This window comes from Dyella sp. OK004 (assembly GCF_900114495.1).
GTDB lineage: Bacteria > Pseudomonadota > Gammaproteobacteria > Xanthomonadales > Rhodanobacteraceae > Dyella_D.
Genome location: NZ_FOZI01000002.1, coordinates 439,434 through 464,024, shown reverse-complemented (window position 1 = coordinate 464,024; position 24,591 = coordinate 439,434). Strand labels below are relative to the sequence as shown.

Genomic DNA, 24,591 nt, shown 5'->3' with positions numbered 1-24,591 from the left:
CGCGCCAAGCCATTGGGCGGCGCGAAAGGAATGCGAGATGAGCATCGGACGAAAGCCATGGTGGTATGCACGCTCGGCGGGTTGCGCCGGGCTGGTCTTGCTTAGCGGCATCTGCGCGGCGCAGCAAACACCGGTATCCAGCGTGCCGGCGCCCAACACACCGGCGCCTGGTACGCAGACGCCGCCGGCATCAGGCGATGTCTCCACAACGATTCGCAAGCAAGTGCTCGAGCAAGGCGAACGCCTTGACGCGATGCGCAGCCAGATCACCGCGCAAGTCGAGCAGCTCGAATCGATGAAGCGCGCACTGGCTGCGCAGGAAGCCGATTACAGAGCCTTGCGGCACGCCGTTGGCATGGATGTGCTGGATAAGCAGCGCGCCGGCAATATCCGTGCGGCGGGTGCGGGTGTGTCGGCCTTGCCGATGTCCGCGGCCGATTCGCTTGCAGCTGGCGGAACCAGCGATGTGGATACCAAGCCGGTGGGGCAGGCGCCGCAGCAGGATACGCGGCCGCCCGAGGTGGCGCCGATCTTCGACCAGCCCGGCGTGCTGACGCCACGCGGGAAGTTGATCGTGGAGCCTTCGTATCAGTTCGGCTATTCCTCCGCGGATCGTGTGGCCCTGGTGGGCTATACCGTCATTCCGGCGATCCTGATCGGCCTGATCGATGTCAGGCAGGTGAAGACCACCACGCAGACCGGCGCGGTGGCGCTGCGCTATGGCATCACCAACCGCCTCGAAGCAGAAGTGCGCATTCCGTACGTTTACGGACATACCGATACGATAAGCCGCGAAATTTTTACCGGTACGGCGACCGATCGCGTGTTCGGTGCAAGCGGCCATGGCATCGGCGATGTGGAGGCCACTGCGCGTTACCAGCTCAACGACGGTGGCGCGGACAAGGCGTATTACATCGCGTGGCTGCGTTTCAAATCGCGCACCGGCCGCGATCCTTTTGAAGTCACCACGGACTGTGTGCAACGTTGTGTGCAGAACGCGACGGGTACTGGTCTGCCGTTGGAGTTGCCGACGGGCACTGGCTTCTATTCGCTGCAGCCGGGCGTGACCTGGCTGTATCCGTCCGACCCAGTGGTGTTCTTTGGCAATGTGAGCTACCTGTACAACTTCGAGCGCAGCAATGTCAGCCGCACGCTATTGCTGGCGGGCAAGGAGCAGCTGGGTAAGGTGAAGGTGGGCAACATCGTGGATGTGAGCGTCGGCATGGGCCTGGCGCTGAACGAGAAAGCTTCTTTCAGCATTGGCTATGACCAGAGCTGGGTTGGCGTGACCAAGCAGAACGGCAAGACGGTGCCTGGTTCCGCCAAGACGGTGCTGGGCACCTTGCTGATCGGCGGCTCGTATCGCTTGAACGAGAAGCGCACCTTGAACTTCACGCTCGGTGTCGGCGTAACGCGCGACACGCCGGATGCGACGGTGACTGTGCGTGTGCCGATGACGTACTGAGGCGGCAAGCGGCGAGATGTAAGAAGTAGGTGCACTACACAGTCACCTACTTCTTACGTCCTTGCTTCTTTTCCGGGCTTAGAGACCTTCGGCCTTCATCGCGGCCTGCACGCCTGCGTCTTCGCGCATGCGTGCGGAGAAGCGTTCGAGCTGGTCGAAGCCAGCGAGATTCACGCTTTTACCCTTGGCCCAGCGCAGCACGACAAACAGGTAGGGATCGGCAATCGAGCGCGTGCCGGTCAGCCAGTCGCGTCCGGTGAGCTGGGTGTCGAGTCGCTCGAACATGCCGCGCAGGCGGGTGCGGGCGTTTTCCTGCAGCTCGGCATGCGTGGCCTCGTCGCTCACGAAGCGGGCCGGACCGAACAGCGGTTTGAAGGCCGGATGCACATCGGAGTTGAGGAAGCACAACCAGCGCAGCGCTTCAGCCTGGCCGCGCGCGCCTTCACCAGCGAGCTTCGCTTCGGGAAAACGTTCGGCGAGATAGTTGAGGATGGCGACGTTCTCGGTCAGCACCCAGCCGTCGTCTTCCTGCAGCACGGGCACCATGCCGTTCGGACTGATCTTCAGGTACTCCGGCGAGCGGAGCTGGTCGCGCGGCACGGCGTAGGCTTCATAGGGCTGGCCGATCCATTCGAGCACGATGTGGTCGGCCAGCGAGCAGGCGCCCGGCAGGTAGTAGAGCTTCATGGGGTTCCTCGGTGGAAAAGGGCGGCGCAGTGTGGCGCGCCGCCCGATTCGCCTCAAGCCGCGCTGGCGAGACGCTGGCGCCGGCGTTGCATCAGCCAGCCACCGCCGCAGACGGCGGCGACCAGCAGCGCGTCGAGCGCGTACTTGGCCCAGCCGTGGGCGTCGAACCAGGGCGCCAGCAGATGGTCGTGCGCAATCATGCGCGCGGCGGTCCAGGCGATGGCGCCGGCACCGATGTAGACGATGACGGGGAAGCGCTCGATCAGCTTGAGGATGAGGGTCGAGCCCCACACCACCAGCGGCACGCTGATCGCCAGGCCGACGATCACCAGGGTCATGTGCCCGCCTGAGGCGCCGGCGATGGCCAGCACGTTGTCCAAACCCATCAGTGCGTCTGCGACCACGATGGTGCGTATGGCAGCTCCGAAGCCGGCGGCGGCACTGATGTTGTGTCCGTCGCCGTCATCGGTGCGCAGCAGCTTCCAGGCGATCGGCAGCAATAGCAGGCCGCCGGCCAGCATGAGGCCCGGCAGCTTAAGCAGGTAGACCACTACGGCGGTCAGCGCGACGCGCACCGCCACCGCGCCGAAGCTGCCCCAGAACACCGCCTTCTTTTGCAGATGCTTGGGCAGGTTGCGCGCGGCAAGGGCGATGACGATGGCGTTGTCGCCCGCCAGCACCAAGTCCAGCAGAACGATGGCCATCAGGCCGGAGAAAAATTCGGGGGTGAGAAAATCCATGTGGTTCGATTCCTGCGCGCGGGACAAATGCAGCAACCACGGGCGCACGCTGCCCCGTGATTACCGCAAAAGTCTCGTTCGCGGAAGAACCGCCGCAGTGACCGGAGCGGTGCTCCGCTCGTGATGACGACCACTGCACGGACGCCTGATGAAGCGGCGTCCGGAACTACTCCCCTTTGGGATCAGTACCAGTCATTGTCGATGCCGTCATGCATACCAGTCAAGCCAAGGTCCTTAAGGAAAAGGCTTTCTCTCGCTACAATGTGCCGGTTTTGCAACGAAATGAGCGGCCGCCGGGTGGCGAACGCGGACCGGGTGTCGGCCTGCGGTCAGCCGGGTGTTTATCTCCAGGGTTCTTGATACTTATGAATACCGTCTACCGCCAATCCCTTCCCGGCACGTCGCTGGATTATTTCGATGCGCGTGCCGCCGTGGAGGCGATCCAGCCGGGCGCCTATGACGCGCTGCCCTATACCTCGCGCGTGCTCGCCGAGAACCTGGTGCGCCGTTGTGACCCGGCGATCCTCACCGAGTCGCTCAAGCAGATCATCGAGCGCAAGCGCGAGCGCGATTTTCCGTGGTTCCCGGCGCGCGTGGTGTGCCATGACATCCTCGGCCAGACGGCATTGGTGGATCTGGCCGGCCTGCGCGATGCGATTGCCGATCGCGGCGGCGACCCGGCCAAGGTGAACCCGGTGGTGCCGGTGCAGCTGATTGTCGACCACTCGCTGGCGGTGGAGTGCGGTGGTTTCGATCCGAACGCGTTCGCGAAGAATCGCGCCATTGAAGATCGCCGCAACGAAGACCGCTTCCACTTCATCAACTGGACCAAGAAGGCGTTCGAGAACGTCGACGTCATTCCGCCGGGCAACGGCATCATGCACCAGATCAATCTGGAGAAGATGTCGCCGGTGATCCAGGTGCAGGACAGCGTGGCCTATCCCGATACCTGCGTGGGCACCGACAGCCATACACCGCACGTGGATGCGCTCGGCGTCATCGCCATCGGCGTGGGCGGCCTGGAGGCCGAAAACGTGATGCTCGGCCGTGCCTCGTGGATGCGCCTGCCCGACATCGTGGGCGTGGAACTCACCGGCAAGCGACAGCCCGGCATCACCGCCACCGACATCGTGCTTGAGCTCACCGAGTTCCTGCGCAAGCAGAAGGTGGTCGGCGCGTACCTGGAATTCCGTGGCGAAGGCGCGGCCAGTCTCACGCTGGGCGATCGCGCCACCATCTCCAACATGGCGCCGGAGTACGGTGCCACCGCCGCGATGTTCTTCATCGACGGCCAGACCATCGACTACTTGCGCCTGACCGGCCGCAGCGAGGAGCAGGTCAAGCTGGTGGAAACCTACGCCAAGGTCGCCGGCCTGTGGGCCGACACACTCGCGCATGCGCAATACGAGCGCACGCTGACGTTCGACCTGTCCTCGGTGGTGCGCAACATGGCGGGCCCGTCCAACCCGCACAAGCGCCTGCCCACCTCCGATCTCGCTGCGCGCGGCATCGCCGGCCAATGGGAAGAGCAGCCGGGGCAGATGCCTGATGGCGCCGTGATCATCGCCGCCATTACCAGCTGCACCAACACCAGCAACCCGCGTAATGTGATCGCGGCGGCCTTGCTGGCGCGCAACGCGAACGCGCGCGGTCTGACGCGCAAGCCGTGGGTGAAGAGCTCGCTCGCGCCCGGCTCCAAGGCGGTGGAGCTGTACCTGAAGGAGGCGAACCTGCTGCCGGATCTGGAGAAGCTCGGCTTCGGTATCGTCGCGTTCGCTTGCACCACCTGCAACGGCATGTCCGGCGCGCTCGATCCGGCGATTCAGCAGGAGATCATCGATCGCGACTTGTATGCGACTGCCGTGCTGTCCGGCAACCGCAACTTCGACGGGCGCATCCATCCGTATGCCAAGCAGGCCTTCCTGGCCTCGCCGCCGCTGGTGGTGGCCTACGCCATCGCCGGCACCATCCGTTTCGACATCGAGAAGGACGTGCTTGGCGTCGACGCCAACGGCCAACCAGTGACGCTCAAGGACATCTGGCCCACCGACGAAGAGATCGACGCGATCGTGTCCTCGAGCGTGAAGCCTGAGCAGTTCCGCAAGGTCTACGAGCCGATGTTCGCGCGCACCGGCCACACTGGCACGAGCGCCGCGCCGCTGTATGACTGGCGCCCGCAGAGCACCTACATCCGCCGTCCGCCGTACTGGGAGGGCGCCCTCGCGGGCGAGCGCACGCTCAAGGGCATGCGTCCGCTGGCGGTGCTCGGCGACAACATCACCACCGACCACTTGTCGCCGTCCAACGCGATCATGCTCAACAGCGCGGCGGGCGAGTACCTCGCCAAGATGGGCCTGCCGGAAGAAGACTTCAATTCGTACGCGACCCATCGCGGCGATCACCTCACCGCGCAGCGCGCCACCTTCGCCAACCCCACTCTGATCAACGAGATGGCCGTGGTCGATGGCGAAGTGAAGAAGGGCTCGCTTGCTCGCGTGGAGCCGGAAGGCAAGGTCATGCGCATGTGGGAAGCCATCGAGACTTACATGGAGCGCAAGCAGCCGCTGATCGTGATCGCCGGTGCCGACTACGGTCAGGGCTCGTCGCGCGACTGGGCCGCGAAGGGTGTTCGCCTGGCGGGCGTGGAGGCGATTGCGGCCGAAGGCTTCGAGCGCATCCACCGCACCAACCTGATCGGCATGGGCGTGCTGCCGCTGGAGTTCAACGCAGGCAGCAACCGCAATGCGCTGGGCATCGACGGCACCGAAACCTTTGACGTGGTTGGCGCACGCACGCCACGCGCGGATCTCACGCTGGTCATCCATCGCAAGAACGGCGAGCGCGTCGAGGTACCGGTGACCTGCCGCCTGGACACCGCCGAGGAAGTGTCGATCTACGAAGCTGGCGGCGTGCTGCAGCGCTTCGCGCAGGACTTCCTCGAGGCTTCGCAGGCGGCGTGATCGCGCGCTGATCCGCAGGACCACGCCACGCGGCATGGTCCTGCGGTTAGAGACTCCGCTCGTGTGCGACGCGAGCGAAGTCCAGTCACCACAGGACAACACACGCATGGCACAGCTTCCCCAGATCCGGATTCCCGCTACTTACCTGCGCGGCGGCACCAGCAAGGGCGTGTTCTTCCGCCTGCAGGACCTGCCCGAAGCAGCGCAGGTGCCGGGCGCCGCGCGCGATGCGCTGCTGCAGCGCGTGATCGGTAGTCCCGATCCCTACGGCAAGCAGATCGACGGCATGGGCGGCGCTACGTCCAGCACCAGCAAGACGGTGATCGTATCCAGGAGTGGCCACCCAGACCATGACGTGGATTACCTGTTCGGTCAGGTAGCCATCGACAAGGCCTTCGTCGACTGGAGCGGCAACTGCGGAAACCTGTCGGCGGCAGTCGGCCCATTCGCCATCGCGGGGGGGCTGGTCGATCCCGCGCGCGTACCGCGCGACGGCATTGCCACCGTGCGCATCTGGCAGGCCAACATCGGCAAGACGATCATTGCTTATGTGCCGATGACCGATGGCGCGGTGCAGGAAACCGGTGATTTCGAGTTGGACGGCGTGACTTTCCCTGCCGCCGAAGTGCAGCTGGAATTCATGGATCCGGCCGCCGACGAAGATGGCGCGGGTGGGGCCATGTTTCCCACTGGGAACCTCGTCGACGACCTGGAGGTGCCGGGCGTTGGCACGCTCAAGGTGACCATGATCAACGCTGGCATTCCCACGATCTTTGTCGAGGCCTCCGCGATCGGCTACACCGGCACGGAGCTGCAGGACGCCATCAACAGCGATGCCAAGGCACTGGCGATGTTCGAGACCATTCGCGCGCACGGTGCGTTGCACATGGGTTTGATCAAGTCACTCGACGAGATCGCCACGCGCCAGCACACGCCCAAAGTGGCCTTCGTCGCCAGGCCGGCCGATTACGTCGCGTCGAGTGGCAAGCCCGTGACGGCGGGCGACGTCGACCTGCTCGTGCGCGCGATGTCGATGGGCAAGCTGCATCACGCCATGATGGGTACGGCGGCTGTAGCTATCGGCACCGCGGCGGCCATTCCAGGCACGCTGGTGAATAGTGCAGCTGGCGGTGGTGAGCGCCATGCGGTGCGCTTTGGCCATCCGTCGGGGACGTTGCGGGTGGGCGCCGAGGCGAGGCTGGTTGACGGTACGTGGACCGTCACCAAGGCAGTCATGAGCCGAAGCGCGCGTGTGCTGATGGAAGGCTGGGTGCGTGTACCTGCGGGGTGAGCTCGCAAGGATGGGCACTGACTCCCTTCTGCCACAGCGATATGGTTAGGTAATCTCGACAAGGTTTACGTCAACCGAAAGGGTTAAACCATCCCGACATCATGGCGGTTTCCCTGTTGCCAGGAGACGAGCACTCATGAGTGCGCATGACATCCGCTCCGCCAAGCGTCCAGACCCCGACCAGCCGCTGGTCGACATTGCCAACTATGTGGTCGATTACAAGATCGATTCGGCCGAGGCGTATGACACCGCGCGCTACGTGCTGCTGGATTCGCTGAGCACGTCGATGCTGGCGATGAAGTTCCCTGAGTGCGTGAAGCATCTCGGCCCGGTCGTGCCGGGCGCCACGCTGCCGGGTGGCGTGCGCGTACCGGGTACCAGCCATGAGCTGGATCCGGTGCAGGCTGCGTTTTCGATCGGTACGCAGATCCGCTGGCTGGATTTCAACGACACCTGGCTGGCGGCCGAGTGGGGCCATCCGTCGGACAATCTCGGTGCGATCCTCGCCGTGGCCGACTACCTCAGCCGCAAGGCCGAGCGCGAAGGTGGCAAGGCGCTGACCGTGCGCGACGTGCTGACCTACGCGATCAAGGCGCACGAAATCCAGGGCTGCTACGCGCTGCTCAACAGCTTCAATCGCGTGGGCCAGGACCATGTGATCCTGGTGCGTTTGGCATCCACGGCTGTCGCCACGGCGATGCTGGGTGGCAACAAGGAGCAGATCACCACGGCTGTCTCACATAGCTGGATCGACAACGGCGCGCTGCGCACCTACCGCCACGCGCCGAACACCGGTCCGCGCAAGAGCTGGGCGGCCGGTGATGCCTGCCGTCGTGCGGTGACTCATGCGATCAACGCGGTGTATCGCGGCGTGGTGGGTTATCCGTCGGCGCTCAGTGCGAAGACCTGGGGTTATTACGACGTGGCCTTCAAGGGCAAGGCGTTCGAGTTCGAGCGTCCGTTTGGCAGCTATGTGATGGAGAACGTGCTGTTCAAGATCAGTTTCCCGGCCGAGTTTCATGCGCAAACCGCAGTGGAGTGCGCGATGAAGCTGCATGGCCAGGTGGCAGGCAAGATCGATCAGATCGAGAAGGTGGTGATCCAGACGCAGGAGGCGGGCGCGCGCATCATCGACAAGACCGGTCCGCTGGCGAACTATGCCGACCGCGATCATTGCATTCAGTACATGGTGGCGGTGCCCCTGATCTTCGGCCGCCTGACTGCCGACGACTATAACGATGACGTGGCGGCCGATCCGCGTATCGATGCGCTGCGCGAGAAAATGGTGGTCAGCGAGAATCCGCAGTTCACCAAGGATTATTTCGACCCCGAAAAGCGCTATATCGGCAATTCGGTGCAAGTGTTCTTCAAGGACGGCACCAGCACGGAAAAGGTATCGATTGATTTCCCGATTGGCCACCGCAAGCGCCGTGCCGAAGGCATCCCGGTGTTGCTGAAGAAGTTTGAGGCCGCCCTGCGCGGGCACTTGCCGGTAAATCAGGTCAAGGCCATCCTCGACGCCACGGCGGACCCGGCCAAGCTCGACGCCATGCCTGTACAGCAATTCCTGGGGCTCTTCACGTTGTAAAGACGGCGTGAGTTGAAAATGAACGGGCGTTTGGGGTTGGGCGGCAATTGTTTATTTTTTGCTAAACTCTCCGCGCCCGTTTCGGGTGGCAAGTTTCAGGTTTGATCTGGCACGGACTTCAAGGCGGGTTCTGTGACGTTGGTACCCGTCTGGGATGGAACGGACGCGAAAACCAATAATTGAGGAGACACCTGATGAAACGTAAGGGCTTGTACTTCCTGATCGCGCTGGCCCTGGGTGGTGTAGGTGCCGCTCATGCGCAAGACAGTACCGCTGGCGCTTCGACCCCCTCGACTTCCACGTCCTCCTACGACGACCGCTGGTATATCGCGCCGACCGTAGGCGGCTACTACAACGACACCGACCGCAACACCAACAGCCGGCAGGTCTATTACGGGCTGGGTGTGGGCCGTTTCTTCGCCCCGAACCTGTCGGTCGACCTGTTCATCGACCGCACCAAGCGCGACATCGACAACAAGATCGGTGGCGGCAAGTGGGCGAGCAACAATTACGGCGTTGCCGCGCGTTACTACTTCGGCGCGTGGGACTCGTGGCGTCCGTATCTGTTGGGTGGCGTGATGGGCAGCTATCACAAGAACCGCTTCGACAATGACTGGGCGCCAGCCGCCGAGTTGGGCGTGGGTGTGTCCAAGACCATTACCGACAGCGCGGACATCCGCGCCGAGGCGGGTTACCGCTACGACTGGGACGACAAGAGCCAGCCCAAGAAGAACGGTTACGGCGACTGGTTCCTGGGCTTCAGCGTGGTCTCGCGCTTTGGTGCCCCGGCTGCCGCGGCGGTGGCCGCTCCGCCGCCGGCTCCTGACTGCTCCAAGCTGGACAGCGACGGCGACGGCGTGAACGACTGCGACGACAAGTGCCCGAACACTCCGCCTGGCACCATCGTCGGTCCGGACGGCTGCCCGCAGAAGGTCGTGATCGACCTGCGCGGTGTGAACTTCAAGTTCGACCGTCCGAAGAAGGGCGAGAAGGACATCAAGAAGTCGTTGGCTGAGCCCAGCGCCGACTCGATCGCCATCCTCGACCAGGCCGTGGACACCTTGCAGCGCTACCCGCAGGTCAAGATCATGGTTGCTGGCTACACCGACTCGGTCGGTAAGGACGCCTACAACCAGAGCCTGTCCGAGCGTCGCGCTCAGATCGTGTACAACTACCTGACCTCGCACGGCGTCGACGCGAGCCGTCTGGAAGGCCCGATCGGGCACGGCAAGAACGACCCGATCGACAGCAACGACACGGATGCAGGCCGCGCCCGCAACCGTCGCACCGAGCTGCAGGTCCAGCAGTAATCGACCGGAAGGTCGTCCTGAAGAGCCCGGCGCAAGCCGGGCTTTTCTTTTAGGAATTAGGCGGCATGGCGAGGTTGAGCCTTGCTCCTCAAGGGTTTTTTGCCTGAACGAGACCCCACCAAAAACTTAAGCTGTCATGTTTATATGTTCGGGGGCGTGCGTATCACTTAACGGTTTTGCTACACTCTGCCGCGCTTGCTGTTAGGAACGTCAAGCAAGGGACATTGAAGGTCCCTGTATGTCGAACCATGAAGTTCTGACGCGCGATTTCCGTCTGGGGTGGAACGGACGCGAAAACCAATAAACGAGGAGACACCTGATGAATCGTAAGGGCTTGTATTTTCTGATTGCCCTGGCCCTGGGCGGCGTGGGTGCCGTTCACGCGCAGGACACTGCCGGTGCGACCACGCCGAGCTACGACGGTCGCTGGTACATCGCGCCGACCGTGGGCGGCTACTACAATGACACGGACCGCAACACCAACAGCCGTCAGGTCTACTACGGCCTGGGCGTGGGCAAGTTCATTGCTCCGAACACCTCGATCGACCTGTTCATTGACCGCACCAAGCGCGACATCGACAGCAAGATCGGTGGCGGCAACTGGGCGAGCAACAACATTGGCGTGGCCGCTCGTTACTACTTCGGCGCGGCGGATGCATGGCGTCCGTACCTGCTCGCCGGTGTGATGGGCAGCTACCACAAGAACCGCTTCAACAAGGGCTGGGCGCCGGCTGCAGAGCTGGGCGTGGGCGTGTCCAAGTCGATCACCGACAGCTCCGACATCCGTGCCGAAGCTGGCTACCGCTACGACTGGGACGACAAGAGTCAGCCCAAGAAGAACGGTTACGGCGACTGGTTCCTGGGCTTCAGTGTGGTCTCGCGCTTCGGTGCTCCGCCGGCCGCGCCGGTCGTGGCTCCGCCGCCGGTCGCTCCTGACTGCTCCAAGCTGGACAGCGACGGCGACGGCGTGAACGATTGCGACGACAAGTGCCCGAACACCCCGGCTGGCACCATCGTCGGTCCGGATGGCTGCCCGCAGAAGGTCGTGATCGACCTGCGTGGTGTGAACTTCAAGTTCGACCGTCCGAAGAAGGGCGAGAAGGACATCAAGAAGGCCCTGGCTGAGCCCAGCGCCGACTCGATCGCCATCCTCGACCAGGCTGTGGACACCCTGAACCGCTACCCGCAGGTCAAGGTCATGGTTGCCGGCTTCACCGACTCGGTCGGTAAGGACGCCTACAACCAGAGCCTGTCCGAGCGTCGCGCTCAGATCGTGTACGACTACCTGACCTCCCACGGTGTGGCTGCCAGCCGCCTGGAAGGCCCGATCGGTCACGGCAAGAGCGACCCGATCGACAGCAACGACACGGATGCAGGCCGCGCCCGCAACCGTCGCACCGAGCTGCAGGTCCAGCAGTAATCGACCGCAAGGTCGTCCTGAAAAGCCCGGCGCAAGCCGGGCTTTTCTTTTGTGCCAACGCATAAATCGGGCACGATAGCCCCCACGAAACTTGAGGCAGGTTGTTGAGCATGCGTCCGCTCCGTCCCTCTTCGGCGGGTTCATCTGGCGCCACGCGGCGATATGGGTTGGCGCGCGTACTCAGCAAGCTGGGTGTCTGTTCGCGCAGCCAGGCCGAGAAGGCGATTCGCGAGGGCAGGGTGAGCGTAGACGGGCGCGTCGTACTCGATCCCGAGCGGCCTGCCGATCCGGCGCATCAACGCATCCTTCTGGATGGCGAGACGGTAGGCGCGGCGCAACGAGTCTATGTGGCGATGAACAAGCCGCGCGGCATCGTGGTTAGTGCTGCTGACGAGCGCGGGCGCGATACCGTATACGACCTGCTCAAGGCCGCGGGCCTGCCCTGGCTCGGCCCGGTAGGTCGGCTGGACAAAGCGAGCGAGGGCTTGCTGCTACTCAGCAACGACAGCGTATGGGCGGCGCAGCTGACCGAGCCTCGGCACCACGTGGACAAGACCTATCACGTGCAGATCGACGCCATTCCCGATCAAGCTGTGCTGGATCGCCTGATCGAAGGCGTGATGGAAGAGGGTGAGCGATTGGCCGCCAAGCGCGTCACGCTGCTGCGCAGCGGTGAAAAAAACGCATGGCTGGAAGTCGTGCTCGATGAAGGTCGCAATCGTCACATCCGCCGCTTGCTGGCCGCACACGGTATCGGTGTCCTGAGGTTGATTCGCGTCGCCATGGGCGATTTGCCCCTGGGCGATCTGGCGAAGGGACAGTGGCGCCATTTGCTCCCCGAGGAAGTGGCAAACCTCACTCGTAAATAGACGTCCGTTCTCTTACCGCAGCCAGCGTCCGTTCCACAGCGGGGTGGCGATGCAGCGGATCCATCACCGCGTAAATCTTGTTGTGGCATCGAACGTCGGGCTTGCGCACCGCAATGATCTCGCCATGCTGCTCATAATCGAGAGCACAGGCAGCAGGCACTATGGAAACGCCGCGACCGGACGCCACCCAGTCCAGCACTTCCTCCAGTTCCTCGAAATGAGCGGCGACGGCCAGCCGGCCCGGACTCACGCAAAGTATCTGAGTGAACCAGGTAGCGAAGACGTAATCGCTTTCCTCGTAGGTGATGTAGGCAAGCTCTCCAAGCGCCGCCGCATCGAGTCGGGGAAGCGGGTTCCTTGCCGCCGTAACGAGCACGATTTCCTCCATCGCGACCGGTATCAGGCTAAGGCGTTCGTGCGGCCGCATCAGGTGAACAAAACCCAGATCGCAGGCGCCCGACTCCACATGGCGCATGACCTCGTCAGCCGCGGGATAGCGCATATGGATGGGGATATCCGCGAGCGGACCGTCGCGAAACAATGGCAGCAATTCGTAACGTCCATACCCACTCACTGCGCTGATACGCAGCGGCTCCATCGGCAGCGCGGCGTCGCGGATCTCCTCATGCAACCTGGCCCAGTCGCGCCCCATGTCGCGACAGAACAGCAACAACCGCTCGCCAGCCGGATTCGGAACGAGGCGGCCGCTACCGCGGTGAAATAGCGGCATACCCAGCGCTTCTTCCAGCTTGCGCAACTGGTAACTCACTGCCTGCTCAGTGCGGTGCAGGGTCGCCGCCGCGGCGCGCAGGCTGCCGGCTTCGCAGACCGCACGAAAGGCATGCAGGTAACGCAGTTCCACGTTCATGCGCCGCGCCTTGGGGGAGACAAAAAAGATTTGTCGGGGAGTGAAAAAGATTCGCATGGCGGTGCCCGGGGCAGCAAGTCGAGAATCCCGGCTCAACGCACCTCATCAGGATTGCCATGTCTTATCGCTCGCTCATGTTTGCGCTGACCCTGCTGTTGGTATCGCCGGTCCGGGCTCAGCAGGGCAACGCCGCCCATTTCTTCGTCTATCGTATGGCTCCTGGCGCGACGACTCAGTTCGAGGACGGTTATCGCCGGCACCTGGGTTGGCACAAGGCGCATCATGACCCCCTGGTCTGGTATGGCTGGACCATCGAGGATGGTGAGCGCGACGGCTATTTCGTCGATGCCAACGTGGGCGAACCGTTTGCAGCCTTCGACCACCGGGTCGATGTAGCGGAAGACGGCGCCGATTTCCGCGCCACGGTTGCACCCTATGCAACTCCCGTGGGGCTGCCCACCTACGTCCTGCTACGCAACGGCAGTTCCGGCACGCCGCTTGAAGACCGTAAGCCGAGTGCCGTCGTGCAGGTCACCCATTTCCATGTGCGTCCCGGTATGGAGCCGCGTTTCGAGCATGCGATCCAGGCCATGCATAAGGCGCTGGCCGCCAACGCCGGTGCACCGGTACATACCTGGTACCGGTTGGTCACCGGTGGCGACACGCCGCAGTACATGCTGATGGTGTCGCGCGAGAACTGGGCCAGCTATGGCCGCTTCGAACACGATATCGCTACTTTGCTATCTAGCGACGAAGCCGCGCTGCGCGACTTCGCCGATGCAGTGCAGTCGTCGACCACCGAGAGCTGGCGCTACCGGCAGGAATTGAGCCGACTGCCCTGAAAACACGGAAGCAGGGAACGGACGGGATGCGCGACGCGTGTCCGTTCCCCGCCTCCTGCTTTAGCCAATCACCCCAAGCGCTCGCCCGACCTTGGTGAACGCAGCGATGGCGTGATCCAGATGCTCACGTGTATGCGCGGCGCTCATCTGCGTACGGATGCGCGCCTGGCCTTGCGGCACCACGGGATAGAAGAAGCCTGTGACATAGATACCTTCGTCCAGCAGCGCGGTGGCCATCGCCTGCGCCTTCTTGGCGTCGTAGACCATCACCGGCACGATCGGATGCACGCCAGGCTTGATGTCGAAACCCGCCTTGGTCATCTGCTCGCGGAAGTAGCGGGTGTTCTCCTGCACACGCTGACGCAGGTCACCCGCGCTGGCGAGCATGTCGAATACCTTGATCGCCGCTGCCACCACATGCGGCGGCAGCGAGTTGGAGAACAGGTACGGGCGCGAGCGCTGGCGCAGCATCTCGATCACTTCGGCACGGCCCGTGGTGAAGCCGCCGAGTGCGCCACCCAGTGCTTTACCCAGCGTGCCGGTGAAGATGTCGATCTTGTCCATCACGCCGTTGACCTCGGCCGAGCCACGGCCGGTTTCGCCGAGAAAGCCGGTGCAGTGGCATTCGTCGATATGCACCATCGCGTTGTACTTCTTCGCCAGAGCCGTGATCTGGTCCAGCGGAGCGATAAAGCCGTCCATCGAGAACGCACCGTCGGAGGTGATCAGCTTGGTGCGCACACCAGCCGCATCGGCGTCCTGCAACTGCTTCTCCAGGTCCGCCACGTCGCAGTTGGCGTAACGGAAGCGCTTGGCCTTGCACAGGCGGATGCCGTCGATGATGGATGCGTGGTTGAGCGCGTCGGAAATGATCGCGTCCTCCTCACCCAGCAACGGCTCGTACAGGCCGCCGTTGGCGTCGAAGCAGGCGGCGTAGAGGATGGTGTCCTCGGTGCCGAAGAACTCGGCGATCTTTTTCTCCAGCTGCTTGTGCAGATCCTGGGTGCCGCAGATGAAGCGTACCGACGCCATACCGAAACCATGGCTGTCCAGCGCGTCCTTCGCCGCCTGGATTACCTCGGGATGGTCAGCCAGGCCAAGGTAGTTGTTCGCGCAGAAGTTGAGCACCTTGCGCCCGCCCTCCAACTCGATCTCAGCCGACTGCGGCGAGGTGATCACGCGTTCGGCCTTGAACAGACCCTGCTCGCGGATGGATTCGAGTTCGGCGGCGTAGCGTGCCTTGGCGGAGTAGCTCATGAAGATTCGGCCCTGGGAAGGAAAGTGCCGATTGTGAGCTTTTACGGGCGATCAGAAAACCGTCTGAGCCCCTCCTGGGTCAGGAGGGGCTGCTTGCCGATCCTCAATGCAAGCCGAAATCCACTCGCGTCGTCTTGCCCTTGTCGTCGATGCCTTCGGCGGTGAGCTTGGGATCCTTCAGCCCATAACGTTTGTCATCGAGCTTGCCCTTGAGCCAGGCCTGCACGGCGGCGGCGCGATGCTGGGCCAGTTCTCGCATGGCGGCTTCGTCGGTTTTTACGTTGGTCTCCAGCAGGCTGCGCATGTCGTCGGGTTCGAGCGACTTGCTCAATCCGATGAAGTCCTTCGGCTTGGTGACGTCGGCATGCTTGTAGGCGCGCCGCAGGTAACGCTCATACTGGTCGGGTGTGATCGATGCCGCGGCCAGTGCCTCGTCCGAGGTGTCGGCATTCTTGCCGCCGTCATCGAGAACCTTCTCGCGGCGAACCATGTTGTCTACGGTGACTTTGCGCAGGCCAGCCTCATCCTTGGAAGGATCGGTACGGCCGATGATGTCGAGGGTGAGCGCCGGTTTTTTGTTGAGTACATCGATGACCTTGGTCAGCTTTTCCTTGTCCGCGGCGGTGAGCACGGCTGAGCCGGGCTCGAACTCCACATAACCCAGGTCCTCATGGCTACCGCCGCCAAAGGCGGAGCCGAGCAGCCGGAACGGGGAAGTCACGGCCTTTACGATCAGGTTGCCGATGGCACGCCAGATCAATCCGCCCATGCTGAACTGTGGATCGTCCAGTGAACCCGACACAGGCACGTTCACATCGATATTGCCGTCGGTGTCCTTGAGCAGAGCCACCGCCAGTTTCACTGGCAGATGCGAGATGCCTGGGCTTTCGATGCGATCACCGAAAGTCAGCTGGGTGATGAAGATATGGTTGTCAGCGTTGAGCTTGGCCTGGTCCAGCAGGTAGTGGACGTCGACTGTGAGCTTGCCCTGGGTGATCGGGTAGCCGGTGTACTTGCTGGAATAGGCGCTGAGCCGGGTCAGCTCCACCTCGTTGGCCTTGCCGGTGATATCGAGGAAGGCCACCGGCGCCAGCGGGTTGATGGTGCCGTTGATATCCACCGGCGAGTTGTCGTCCAGCGCGGCTTGCACTGCCAGGTCGGCCGGCGGGCCGCCCGCGGCGGTGCCAAACGCGCCGATCTTGCCGGTGAGCTTGGTCAGGTTGGCGGTGTAGTTCGGCTTGATGAAGTTGTCGGTGTAATTGAGCTGGCCGTTCACCAGAGTGATCTGGCCGATGCGGATATCCGCAGCAGGTGCCGTTGGCGCTGTCGGTACGGCTGTCTGTGCGGGAGTTGGCGTTTGTGGCTTGGGCGCTGCCGGGGCATTGTTCTCCGCGCGGGTCACCGACACCGGCGCAGCTTCTCCCTTGGCCACCACATCGGACAGGTTGAGGCGGCCGTTGGCGTTGATGATCATGCGGGCATAGAACGCATTCAGCACCAGCGCACCGACGTGCATACGCGGTGGCCCACTGCCGTAGCTCACGTCCAGATTGGAGCCGGCCAGCGAGTTCCACCGCATGAAGTCGTCTCCGCTGATCTTGTCCTGTACCCGCACACGCTCTAGCGAGGCGTTGCCCTTGTAGGTCATCTTGGGTTGCGCGCTGCGGCCGTCGAAGTGCAGCTTGCCCTTGCTGCTGATGCGGGCGCTGGAGATCACCACATTCAGCGGCACGCTGATGTAGGGCGCGAACGTCGCGATATCCAGTTGTTTGGTGCTCAAGTCGACGTCGGCCATTGCCGGCGAGAGTTGCACCTTGCCCGCCGTCGAAAAGCTGCCCTTGCCAACACTGCCTTCAAGCTTGAGGTTGCGCTGCTGGTTGAACTTGTCGTTCAGATCGTCGATGCCGGCCTTGAGCGACTGGATCACCACCAGCGCTGGTTTGTCGCCACCCGCCGCGTGATCGGTGAAACGCACCGAGCCATTTTCGATACCCAGGTGGGCGATGCTCCACTGCCACGCAGGGCCGCTGTCAGCCTTGGCGGGTGCGCGCGGCGCGCCCTTCGGCGGCGCGAACAAGGTAGTCAGGCTGATGACGTTGTTGGCGCTGCGCTGCACATCCAGCTGCATGCCTGTCGCAACAAGGCTGGCGAGCTGGGCCTGGCGGCCGGCCAGATCGATCTGCGTGATGTCAGCCTCCAGCTTGCTCCAGGCCACCGGTGCAGCCTGCGCCTTGCCTGACGATGCCAATGCGAAATCGGTGACAGTAGCGTGCGCTGGTGCGAGGTGCACATTGACCACCTTGCCCCAGTCCAACTGCACCTGACCGGTGGCATCCAACTTGCCCTTAGCGGCGCGCGCCGCCATGGCCGAGCCGGCCATCGCCTGCAGCGGCACCATGTCGACCTGTTTCAGGCCCAGCGCCGCGTTGAGCTTGCTGGCGGCGAGATCTAGTGTGCCCTTGGCATTGATGTCGCCACCGAAGAGCTGCGCGGCAAGATCCATTTTGGCCGGCGGCGCGGCTAGCATGCTCAGGCCCTGCAGGCTGCCATGTAGGTTGGCAAGATCGAGCTTGTTCTGCTCGGCATCCGTGTAGTGGATGGTGCTGCCGTTGAGTGCCATGGATGCGATGCGCAGATCCATCGGCGGCGCCTTCTTGTCCTTCTCGGCGGCCGGGGAGGGCGCAAGCAGGGTGTCGAAGTTGCTGTGTCCGCCAGCGGCCGCTGTGTAGTACAGCTGTGCCTGATCCAGCTTGATTGCGCCAAGGTGGTAGCGCGATACCAGTGGTTGAACGTCGGTCAGTTCCGCAGTGCCGCGAACCAGTTTGGCGATCGGTTCCTGCTTACTGCTGTTGAGCGTGAAGTTGTCCAGCTGCAAATTGCCGGTGAGCTGCACCAGCGACGTCGGTTGCGCCTGCACGAAATGCAGATCCAGTTTGCCGCTCAACAGGCCTTGCGGAATCGCCACCGGCAGTTGCGTGGGTACATAGCCCAGATAGCGCGGCAGGTCGAAGTGGTCGAGCTGAAAGCCAATGGTGGATTCGCGGTTGTTGGCGAACGGCTTGGTCTGGCCTTCGATGCGTACTTGGCTGCCGTCCACACGCATGGCCAGCAGTGGCTTCACGAAGACGTCGGTGCTGCTCGGCAGGTTGGCGAGGAAGGGAATACCCAGCTCCAACTGTTCGATGCGGTGCTTGGCCTGGGCCACCTGATCGTCGAACTGGATGTCGCCGTTATGCACGCTGATGTTGGATAACGCGAAACGCGCCGGTGGCGCAGTCGGATCGCTGGGCTTCGAGGCGAAGCGATCGATCAAGTCAGAGAAGTTGAACTTCTGTTCGCCCGTGCGTGCGATGTGGATCTGCGGATGCTGCAGGCTCAACTCGTCCAGCACCGGCGCCAGCCGGAACAGCGACGTCCACGACGTATTCACGGTCAATCGGTCGATGTCGACGAAGGGCGATTTGCCATCCGGTTCGCCGATGTGCAGCTGGTCGACATCCAGCCGCAATGTATAGGGATTCAGGTGCACCTTGCCCAGCGTCACCGGGCGGCCCAGCGCGGCGGTGGCGCGCGTTTCCACTTGGCTCTTGATGATCGACGGCCCGGCGAAAAAGCCGAACAGTCCAAACACCACCAGCACGATCAACAGGATCAGCAGCGTCTTGCGCACACGGTGGGAGCGATAGACCTTGAGGGCGCGTTCGCGCCCAGCGGCTAGCCGAGAATTGCCAGGGGGGCTTTGGTCTGCCATGCAGGTGATGCTCCGTCGATGTTGCGACCCGACGGCATGCGGCTACACCAGCCGCATACTCTCTGACCCTGACCTGTTTGCCGGCCGCGGGACGAGTTTACTCGTGCGTGAGACGTTTCTGCATGACTCCCCGCGCGGTTTCGGCGGGGAGTCATGGACTGATTCAGGCCGCGCTTACAGCCAGGAACAGACGACCTTGCCGCAATGCCCGGCATCCATCAGGTCGAAGCCCTTCTGGAAGTCGTCGATATGAATCTGATGGGTCAGCACCTTCTGCAGCGGGAAGCCGGTGAGCACCATCTGGGTCATCTTGTACCAGGTCTCGTACATGCGGCGGCCGTAGATGCCCTGCAGGGTAAGACCCTTGAAGATCACCTTGTCCCAGTCGATACCCGCGCCGCGCGGCATGATGCCGAGCATGGCGATCTTGCCGCCGTGGTACATGCACTCGAGCATGTCGTTGAAGGCGCGCGGGTTGCCGCTCATCTCCAGGCCTACGTCGAAACCTTCGATGTGCAGATCCTTCACCACATCCTTCAGCGACTGATTGGCCACGTTCACCACGCGCGTGGCGCCCATGTCGGCGGCCAGCTTCAGGCGGTAATCATTGACGTCGGTGACCACCACGTTGCGCGCACCCACGTGCTTGGCGATGCCGGCGGCGATGATGCCGATGGGGCCGGCGCCGGTGATCAGCACGTCCTCGCCGATCAGGTCGAACTCCAGCGCGCAATGCGCGGCGTTGCCATAGGGGTCAAAGAAGGCAGCCAGCTCGGACGGAATCTGGTCCGGAATCGGCCACAGGTTCGAGGCCGGCATAGTCATGTACTCGGCGAACGCGCCGTTGCGGTTCACGCCAATGCCGACAGTGTTCGGGCACAGGTGCTGGCGGCCGGCACGGCAGTTGCGGCAGTGGCCGCACACGATATGGCCTTCCGCAGAAACGCGATCGCCGATCTTGTAGCCGGTGACGCCGGGGCCGATCTCCACGATGCGGCCGACAAACTCATGACCGATGGTCAGGCCCGGCTTGATGGTGCGCTGGCTCCACTCATCCCACTTATAGATGTGCAGATCGGTGCCGCAGATCGCGGTCTTCTCCATCTTGATCAGCACCTCATTAGGGCCGACCTCCGGTACGGGCACTTCTTCCATCCAGATGCCCTGTTCGGGCTTACGCTTGACCAGGGCTTTCATCGTCTGCGGCATGGGACGTCCATCGGTTACGGGGCGGGGAAACGCCAATTATAGAGGCGGCGCTGGGCCGGCCGTCTTCGTGCAGTGCAGCGTTGCCGCCCCGGCGGCTTCGTTCTATGGTCGCAAGTTTATGCGATAGCCCGCAGGGGAAACGAATGCGATTGAAGACGATGTGGATGGCCGTGGCGATGGCTATGGCGCCCGCCGCCCAAGCCGATGAGGGCATGTGGATGCCGTCCCAGCTGCCCGACGTTGCCAAGCAGCTGCGTGCCGCTGGCTTCCAGGGTAATCCCAACGATCTGGCCGACCTGACCAAGCCGCCGCTCAGCGCGGTGGTCAAAATGGGCGGGGCCACCGGTGCCTTCGTGAGCAACGAAGGTCTGGTGCTTACCAACCACCACGTGGCCTTTGGTGTCATCCAATACAACAGCAATCCGCAGCGCGACCTGATCCAGAACGGCTACGTCGCTGCCGATCGCGCGCAAGAGCTGCCGGCCAATCCGGACTTTCGCCTGCGTGTGACCACCGGCTTCGACAAAGTCACCGACAAAGTGCTGGCAGAAGCCAAAGGCAAAACTGGCCGCGCCTATTACGACGCCGTTGATGCCGCCAGCAAATCACTGGTCGCCGAATGCGAGCGCGAGGCCGGCTATCGCTGCAGTGTGGTCAACATGTTCTATGGCGGCGACTTCTATCTGGTGAAGCAGTTGGAGCTGCGCGACGTACGCCTGGTCTACGCGCCGCCGCGCGCCATCGGCAATTACGGCGACGAAGTCGATAACTTCGTGTGGCCGCGTCACAGCGGCGACTTCACCGTGCTGCGTGCCTACGTAGGGCCGGATGGCAAGCCGGCTGATTATTCCAAGGACAACAAGCCCTACACGCCGCCGGCGCATCTGCAGATCGCCAGCCAGGGCGTGAGCGAAGGTGACTTCGTCATGCTTGCCGGCTATCCCGGCATCACTTATCGCCATCGCACCGCGGCGGAGTTTGCCGACCAGGTGCAGTGGCGCCTGCCGAAATCGGTGGAGGTGATGAAGCAATTGCAGGGCGTGATCGAGGAGGCCGGCAAGGCCGACAAGCAGGCCTCGATCCGCTACGCCTCTCAGCTGCAATCGCTGAAGAATGGCATCAAGCGCTTCAGCGGCGAACTGGACGGCCTCAAGCGCAGCGATGCAGTCAGCATCCGCCGCAAAGACGAGGCGGCCATGCTTGCATGGCTCGACAAGCAGCCCAGTGTGAAAACGTTGAACCCCGAGATCGCGGCCGCCGCAAAAGTGATCGCTGAAGGCAACGCGACCCGCGAGCGCGACCTGCTGTTCGCACTCATGCAATCGCAGACACAGCTGATGCGCTCGGCCATCAACCTGCAGCGCCTCACCTACGAACGCGCCAAGCCGGACGCACAGCGCGAAACCGGTTTCCAGCAGCGCGACGAAGACCTGATCGCCGGCATGCTGCGTCAGGTGCAGCGCCGCTACGACCCGACGGTGGAGAAGCGGCTGTTGACCGCGTTGCTCATGCGCTACCAGCAATTGCCTGATGCGCAGCGTCTGCCCGAATTCGATGCTGCCTTCGGCCGCACGCCGGCGGAACTCGCCGCCACGCTGGATCGCGTCTACGACGCCACCAAGCTCGGTGACGAAGCGCAACGCCTGTACTGGCTGAAAGCGGCATCCGCCGAGCTGGCCAAGTCCGACGACGCCCTACTCAAGCTCGCCGCCCAGCTGCAGCCTGCGCTGCTGCGCATCGACGAACAACGCAAATCGCGCGAGGGCGATCTGTTGCGCCTGCGCCCGGCTTACATGCAAGCACTGATCGCCTACCGCGAGCAGCAGGGGCGTGCGGTCTATCCTGATGCCAACTCCACCCTGCGCGTGAGCTACGGCAAGGTCACGCCGCTGAAGGCGCGCGATGCGGTGAGCTACGCGCCGCTGACCAGCACCGAAGGCATCGTGGAGAAAAACACCGGCGAAGAACCGTTTGACGCACCTAAGCCCTTGCTCGACGCCATCGCCAAGGGCGACTACAAGGGTTATCTGGACGCGAAGTCCGGCGTCATGCCGGTCAACTTCCTTAGCAACCTCGACACCACCGGTGGCAACTCAGGTTCGCCGGTGCTCAACGCCAAGGGCGAGCTGGTCGGTCTCAACTTCGATAGCAACTGGGAGGCGGTGAGCGCCAGCTGGATGTTCGATCCACGCTACAAGCGCGCCATCCATGTGGACATGCGCTACATGCGCTGGCTGATGGACAAGGTCTACCCGGCGCCGCATCTGCTCAAAGAGCTGGGCGTGCCGGCGAAGTAAGCCGGGCCTGATGTGAGGTTCCCTGGCAGGCCCTTTCGAGGGCCTGCTTTTTTTCCTGTGCCCATAAACAGCACGGCCTCGCGAAGAGCGAGGCCATCGGTATGCAAACTGTCTCAGTGAAGCCGCAGGAGATTCGGCACTGTCACACCCGGCAGCACCCGGGTGGTTGTGAAATGTGGCGTGGTCAGCGCAACGCGGTATAGACCACGGCGAACACCGCGCTCAGAGCGACGCACACGGCCAGCCAGAACCCCGGATTGTCCTTGTGCCACATCGGCGGCTTGGTGGCGTCGCTGTCTTTGGCGTGCTTGACCGCCGCCCCGGATGACGGAGCGCCGGTATGCTCGCCAGGGTCGGCCGCCATGTACTTGCGTCTGCTCACTTCATTCCCCCAAAACCTCAATCAGCTTCGTCGGACAACCAAATCACGGGGTCGTCGTGGAAGACCTCTGGATTCTCGTTCAAAATACGAAGCAAGGCACGTGCCCATTCCGCCTATGCGGCGTGGTTGAGCCAAATCTAGATTCCGTCCTTTGTGACAGCCTGACACTCGGCGTCACCTTGAGCCCCTCCGAGAGCCCTGATGTCTGCCGACTCGCGTCACCCCGCCATTTTCCTGATGGGACCGACCGCCTCGGGCAAGACGGCATTGGCTTGTGCGCTGAGCGAGCGCTTTCCGGTGGAGTTGGTGAGCGTGGATTCCGCGCTGGTCTATCGCGGCATGAATATCGGCACCGCCAAGCCGGATGCCGCCACGCTGGCGCGCTATCCCCACGCCCTGATCGATATCCGCGATCCGGCGGAGCCGTACTCGGCCGCGGATTTCCGTATCGACGCGCTGGCAGCGATGCAGGCCATCACGGCGCGGGGCAGGGTGCCGCTGTTGGTGGGCGGCACGGGTTTGTATTTCCGCGCGCTGCATAGGGGGCTCTCGAGCCTGCCGGAGGCCGATGCCTCCATCCGTGAGCGACTGACGGGAGAGGCGAGCACACTCGGTTGGTCGGCGCTGCACGAGCGCCTCCGGCAGCACGACCCTGCTGCTGCTGCGCGCATCGGTTCCAACGACGCCCAGCGCATCCAGCGCGCGCTCGAAGTGATCGAACTCACCGGCCGCCCGCTCTCGGAGCAGCAACAAGGCGGCAATGGCGAACGCTTTCCCTGGCGAGTGCTCAAGCTGGCGCTGTTGCCGACCGACCGGGCGCCGCTGCACGCGCGCATCGCTGATCGCTTTGACGCGATGCTGGCGCAAGGTTTTCTGGACGAGGTGCGCCGCCTGCGAGCGCGCGGCGATCTGCATGCCGACCTGCCGGCCATCCGCGCCGTGGGCTATCGCCAGGCCTGGGAACATTTGGATGGCCTGACCGGCACCGCCGAATTTCGCGACCGCGGCGTGTTCGCCACCCGCCAGCTCGCCAAGCGCCAGATCACGTGGCTGCGCAGCGAGCTGGACGCCCGTACATTCGATCCCGACCGACCGGGTTTGGAGGAGCGCGCAACCGACGCGTTGAGCCTGTTCTTGGGAAAGCCCCTGTAGGATGGCGATGGCTCGGGTCTTTGCATCGTCTTCACAAACCGGTCGCACAGCGGCTTTCCGCCATGCAAATGCCCTTTCATCAACGATTTAAAAGTGGTTAATATTCCTGCGCCTTGGGCCGGGACGCTGCTGCGTCTTTTCTCCGGCCCGTCCGTTGCGAGGGGAGAACCATAAAATGTCCAAAGGGCAGTCATTGCAAGATCCATTTCTGAACGCATTGCGCCGCGAGCGCGTCCCGGTCGCCATCTACCTGGTTAACGGCATCAAGCTGCAGGGGACTATCGAGTCCTTCGACCAGTTCGTGGTCCTGCTGCGCAACCAGGTCAGCCAGATGGTTTACAAACACGCCATCTCCACCGTGGTACCTAGCCGCAACGTGCGGATGGGCAACGGCCACGACGGACACGTCGATGCCCCGGGCACTTCCGATACGGAAGGTTGATTCAGGGCCAGGAATGACCATGTGGTAGAGGCCGCGGGGCGAAAGCCCTGCGGCTTGGCGT

General features: G+C 63.1%; 18 protein-coding genes. 11 read left to right on the top strand and 7 right to left on the bottom strand.

Annotation, left to right across the window (positions count from 1 at the left end):
- The first annotated feature begins 37 nt into the window (after positions 1-37).
- Positions 38-1,465, top strand: coding sequence for a coiled-coil domain-containing protein (locus tag BM338_RS08770; protein WP_090450509.1), 1,428 nt, complete (start codon positions 38-40; stop codon positions 1,463-1,465).
- Between the two features lie 78 nt (positions 1,466-1,543).
- Here BM338_RS08770 and BM338_RS08765 read toward each other — a convergent pair whose 3' ends face one another.
- On the bottom strand, positions 1,544-2,152 hold the full coding sequence (locus tag BM338_RS08765) for a glutathione S-transferase N-terminal domain-containing protein (protein ID WP_090450508.1): 609 nt from the start codon (positions 2,150-2,152) through the stop codon (positions 1,544-1,546).
- A gap of 53 nt (positions 2,153-2,205) precedes the next feature.
- Positions 2,206-2,892, bottom strand: a complete 687-nt coding sequence (locus tag BM338_RS08760; RefSeq protein WP_090450507.1) for a TerC family protein — start codon at positions 2,890-2,892, stop codon at positions 2,206-2,208.
- Between the two features lie 365 nt (positions 2,893-3,257).
- On the opposite strand from BM338_RS08760, the gene acnD reads away from it, so the two are divergent.
- From acnD to BM338_RS08730, 6 genes are all read left to right on the top strand, one after another.
- Complete coding sequence (acnD, locus tag BM338_RS08755) at positions 3,258-5,852, top strand: Fe/S-dependent 2-methylisocitrate dehydratase AcnD (protein WP_090450506.1); 2,595 nt, start codon at positions 3,258-3,260, stop codon at positions 5,850-5,852.
- A 106-nt stretch (positions 5,853-5,958) separates the two neighbouring features.
- On the top strand, positions 5,959-7,143 hold the full coding sequence (gene prpF, locus BM338_RS08750) for a 2-methylaconitate cis-trans isomerase PrpF (protein WP_090450505.1): 1,185 nt from the start codon (positions 5,959-5,961) through the stop codon (positions 7,141-7,143).
- A gap of 136 nt (positions 7,144-7,279) precedes the next feature.
- Complete coding sequence (locus BM338_RS08745; protein WP_090450504.1) at positions 7,280-8,731, top strand: bifunctional 2-methylcitrate dehydratase/aconitate hydratase; 1,452 nt, start codon at positions 7,280-7,282, stop codon at positions 8,729-8,731.
- Between the two features lie 194 nt (positions 8,732-8,925).
- On the top strand, positions 8,926-10,041 hold the full coding sequence (locus BM338_RS08740) for an OmpA family protein (protein WP_090450503.1): 1,116 nt from the start codon (positions 8,926-8,928) through the stop codon (positions 10,039-10,041).
- A gap of 319 nt (positions 10,042-10,360) precedes the next feature.
- A complete protein-coding gene (locus tag BM338_RS08735; protein ID WP_090450502.1) occupies positions 10,361-11,461 on the top strand; it encodes an OmpA family protein in 1,101 nt (366 codons plus the stop codon).
- 110 nt (positions 11,462-11,571) lie between these two features.
- A complete protein-coding gene (locus BM338_RS08730; RefSeq protein ID WP_090450501.1) occupies positions 11,572-12,330 on the top strand; it encodes a pseudouridine synthase in 759 nt (252 codons plus the stop codon).
- Here BM338_RS08730 and BM338_RS08725 read toward each other — a convergent pair.
- Positions 12,317-13,198 (bottom strand): LysR family transcriptional regulator, encoded by an 882-nt coding sequence (locus tag BM338_RS08725; protein ID WP_177229276.1) that lies wholly within the window; start codon positions 13,196-13,198, stop codon positions 12,317-12,319. The two genes, BM338_RS08730 and BM338_RS08725, sit on opposite strands and share 14 nt — an antisense overlap.
- A gap of 116 nt (positions 13,199-13,314) precedes the next feature.
- On the opposite strand from BM338_RS08725, the gene BM338_RS08720 reads away from it, so the two are divergent.
- Positions 13,315-14,040: a hypothetical protein gene (locus BM338_RS08720; protein WP_090450499.1), complete on the top strand. Its 726-nt coding sequence runs from the start codon at positions 13,315-13,317 to the stop codon at positions 14,038-14,040.
- A 60-nt stretch (positions 14,041-14,100) separates the two neighbouring features.
- Here BM338_RS08720 and kbl read toward each other — a convergent pair whose 3' ends face one another.
- The 3 genes from kbl to tdh form a co-directional block, all read right to left on the bottom strand.
- Positions 14,101-15,297, bottom strand: a complete 1,197-nt coding sequence (kbl, locus tag BM338_RS08715) for a glycine C-acetyltransferase (protein ID WP_090450498.1) — start codon at positions 15,295-15,297, stop codon at positions 14,101-14,103.
- A 103-nt stretch (positions 15,298-15,400) separates the two neighbouring features.
- Complete coding sequence (locus BM338_RS08710) at positions 15,401-19,048, bottom strand: DUF748 domain-containing protein (protein WP_090450497.1); 3,648 nt, start codon at positions 19,046-19,048, stop codon at positions 15,401-15,403.
- 174 nt (positions 19,049-19,222) lie between these two features.
- Positions 19,223-20,257, bottom strand: a complete 1,035-nt coding sequence (gene tdh / locus BM338_RS08705) for an L-threonine 3-dehydrogenase (RefSeq protein WP_177229275.1) — start codon at positions 20,255-20,257, stop codon at positions 19,223-19,225.
- Positions 20,258-20,400: 143 nt separating this feature from the next.
- On the opposite strand from tdh, the gene BM338_RS08700 reads away from it, so the two are divergent.
- Positions 20,401-22,554: a S46 family peptidase gene (locus tag BM338_RS08700; protein ID WP_090450496.1), complete on the top strand. Its 2,154-nt coding sequence runs from the start codon at positions 20,401-20,403 to the stop codon at positions 22,552-22,554.
- Between the two features lie 184 nt (positions 22,555-22,738).
- On the opposite strand, the gene BM338_RS08695 is transcribed toward BM338_RS08700, so the two are convergent.
- Positions 22,739-22,936: a hypothetical protein gene (locus BM338_RS08695; protein WP_143109277.1), complete on the bottom strand. Its 198-nt coding sequence runs from the start codon at positions 22,934-22,936 to the stop codon at positions 22,739-22,741.
- Positions 22,937-23,137: 201 nt separating this feature from the next.
- Here BM338_RS08695 and miaA point away from each other — a divergent pair, with 201 nt between their 5' ends.
- Entirely contained in the window at positions 23,138-24,088 is a 951-nt protein-coding gene (gene miaA / locus BM338_RS08690) for a tRNA (adenosine(37)-N6)-dimethylallyltransferase MiaA (RefSeq protein WP_090450494.1), read from the top strand.
- 175 nt (positions 24,089-24,263) lie between these two features.
- Positions 24,264-24,530 (top strand): RNA chaperone Hfq, encoded by a 267-nt coding sequence (hfq, locus tag BM338_RS08685; protein WP_090450493.1) that lies wholly within the window; start codon positions 24,264-24,266, stop codon positions 24,528-24,530.
- The last annotated feature ends 61 nt before the right edge of the window (positions 24,531-24,591 follow it).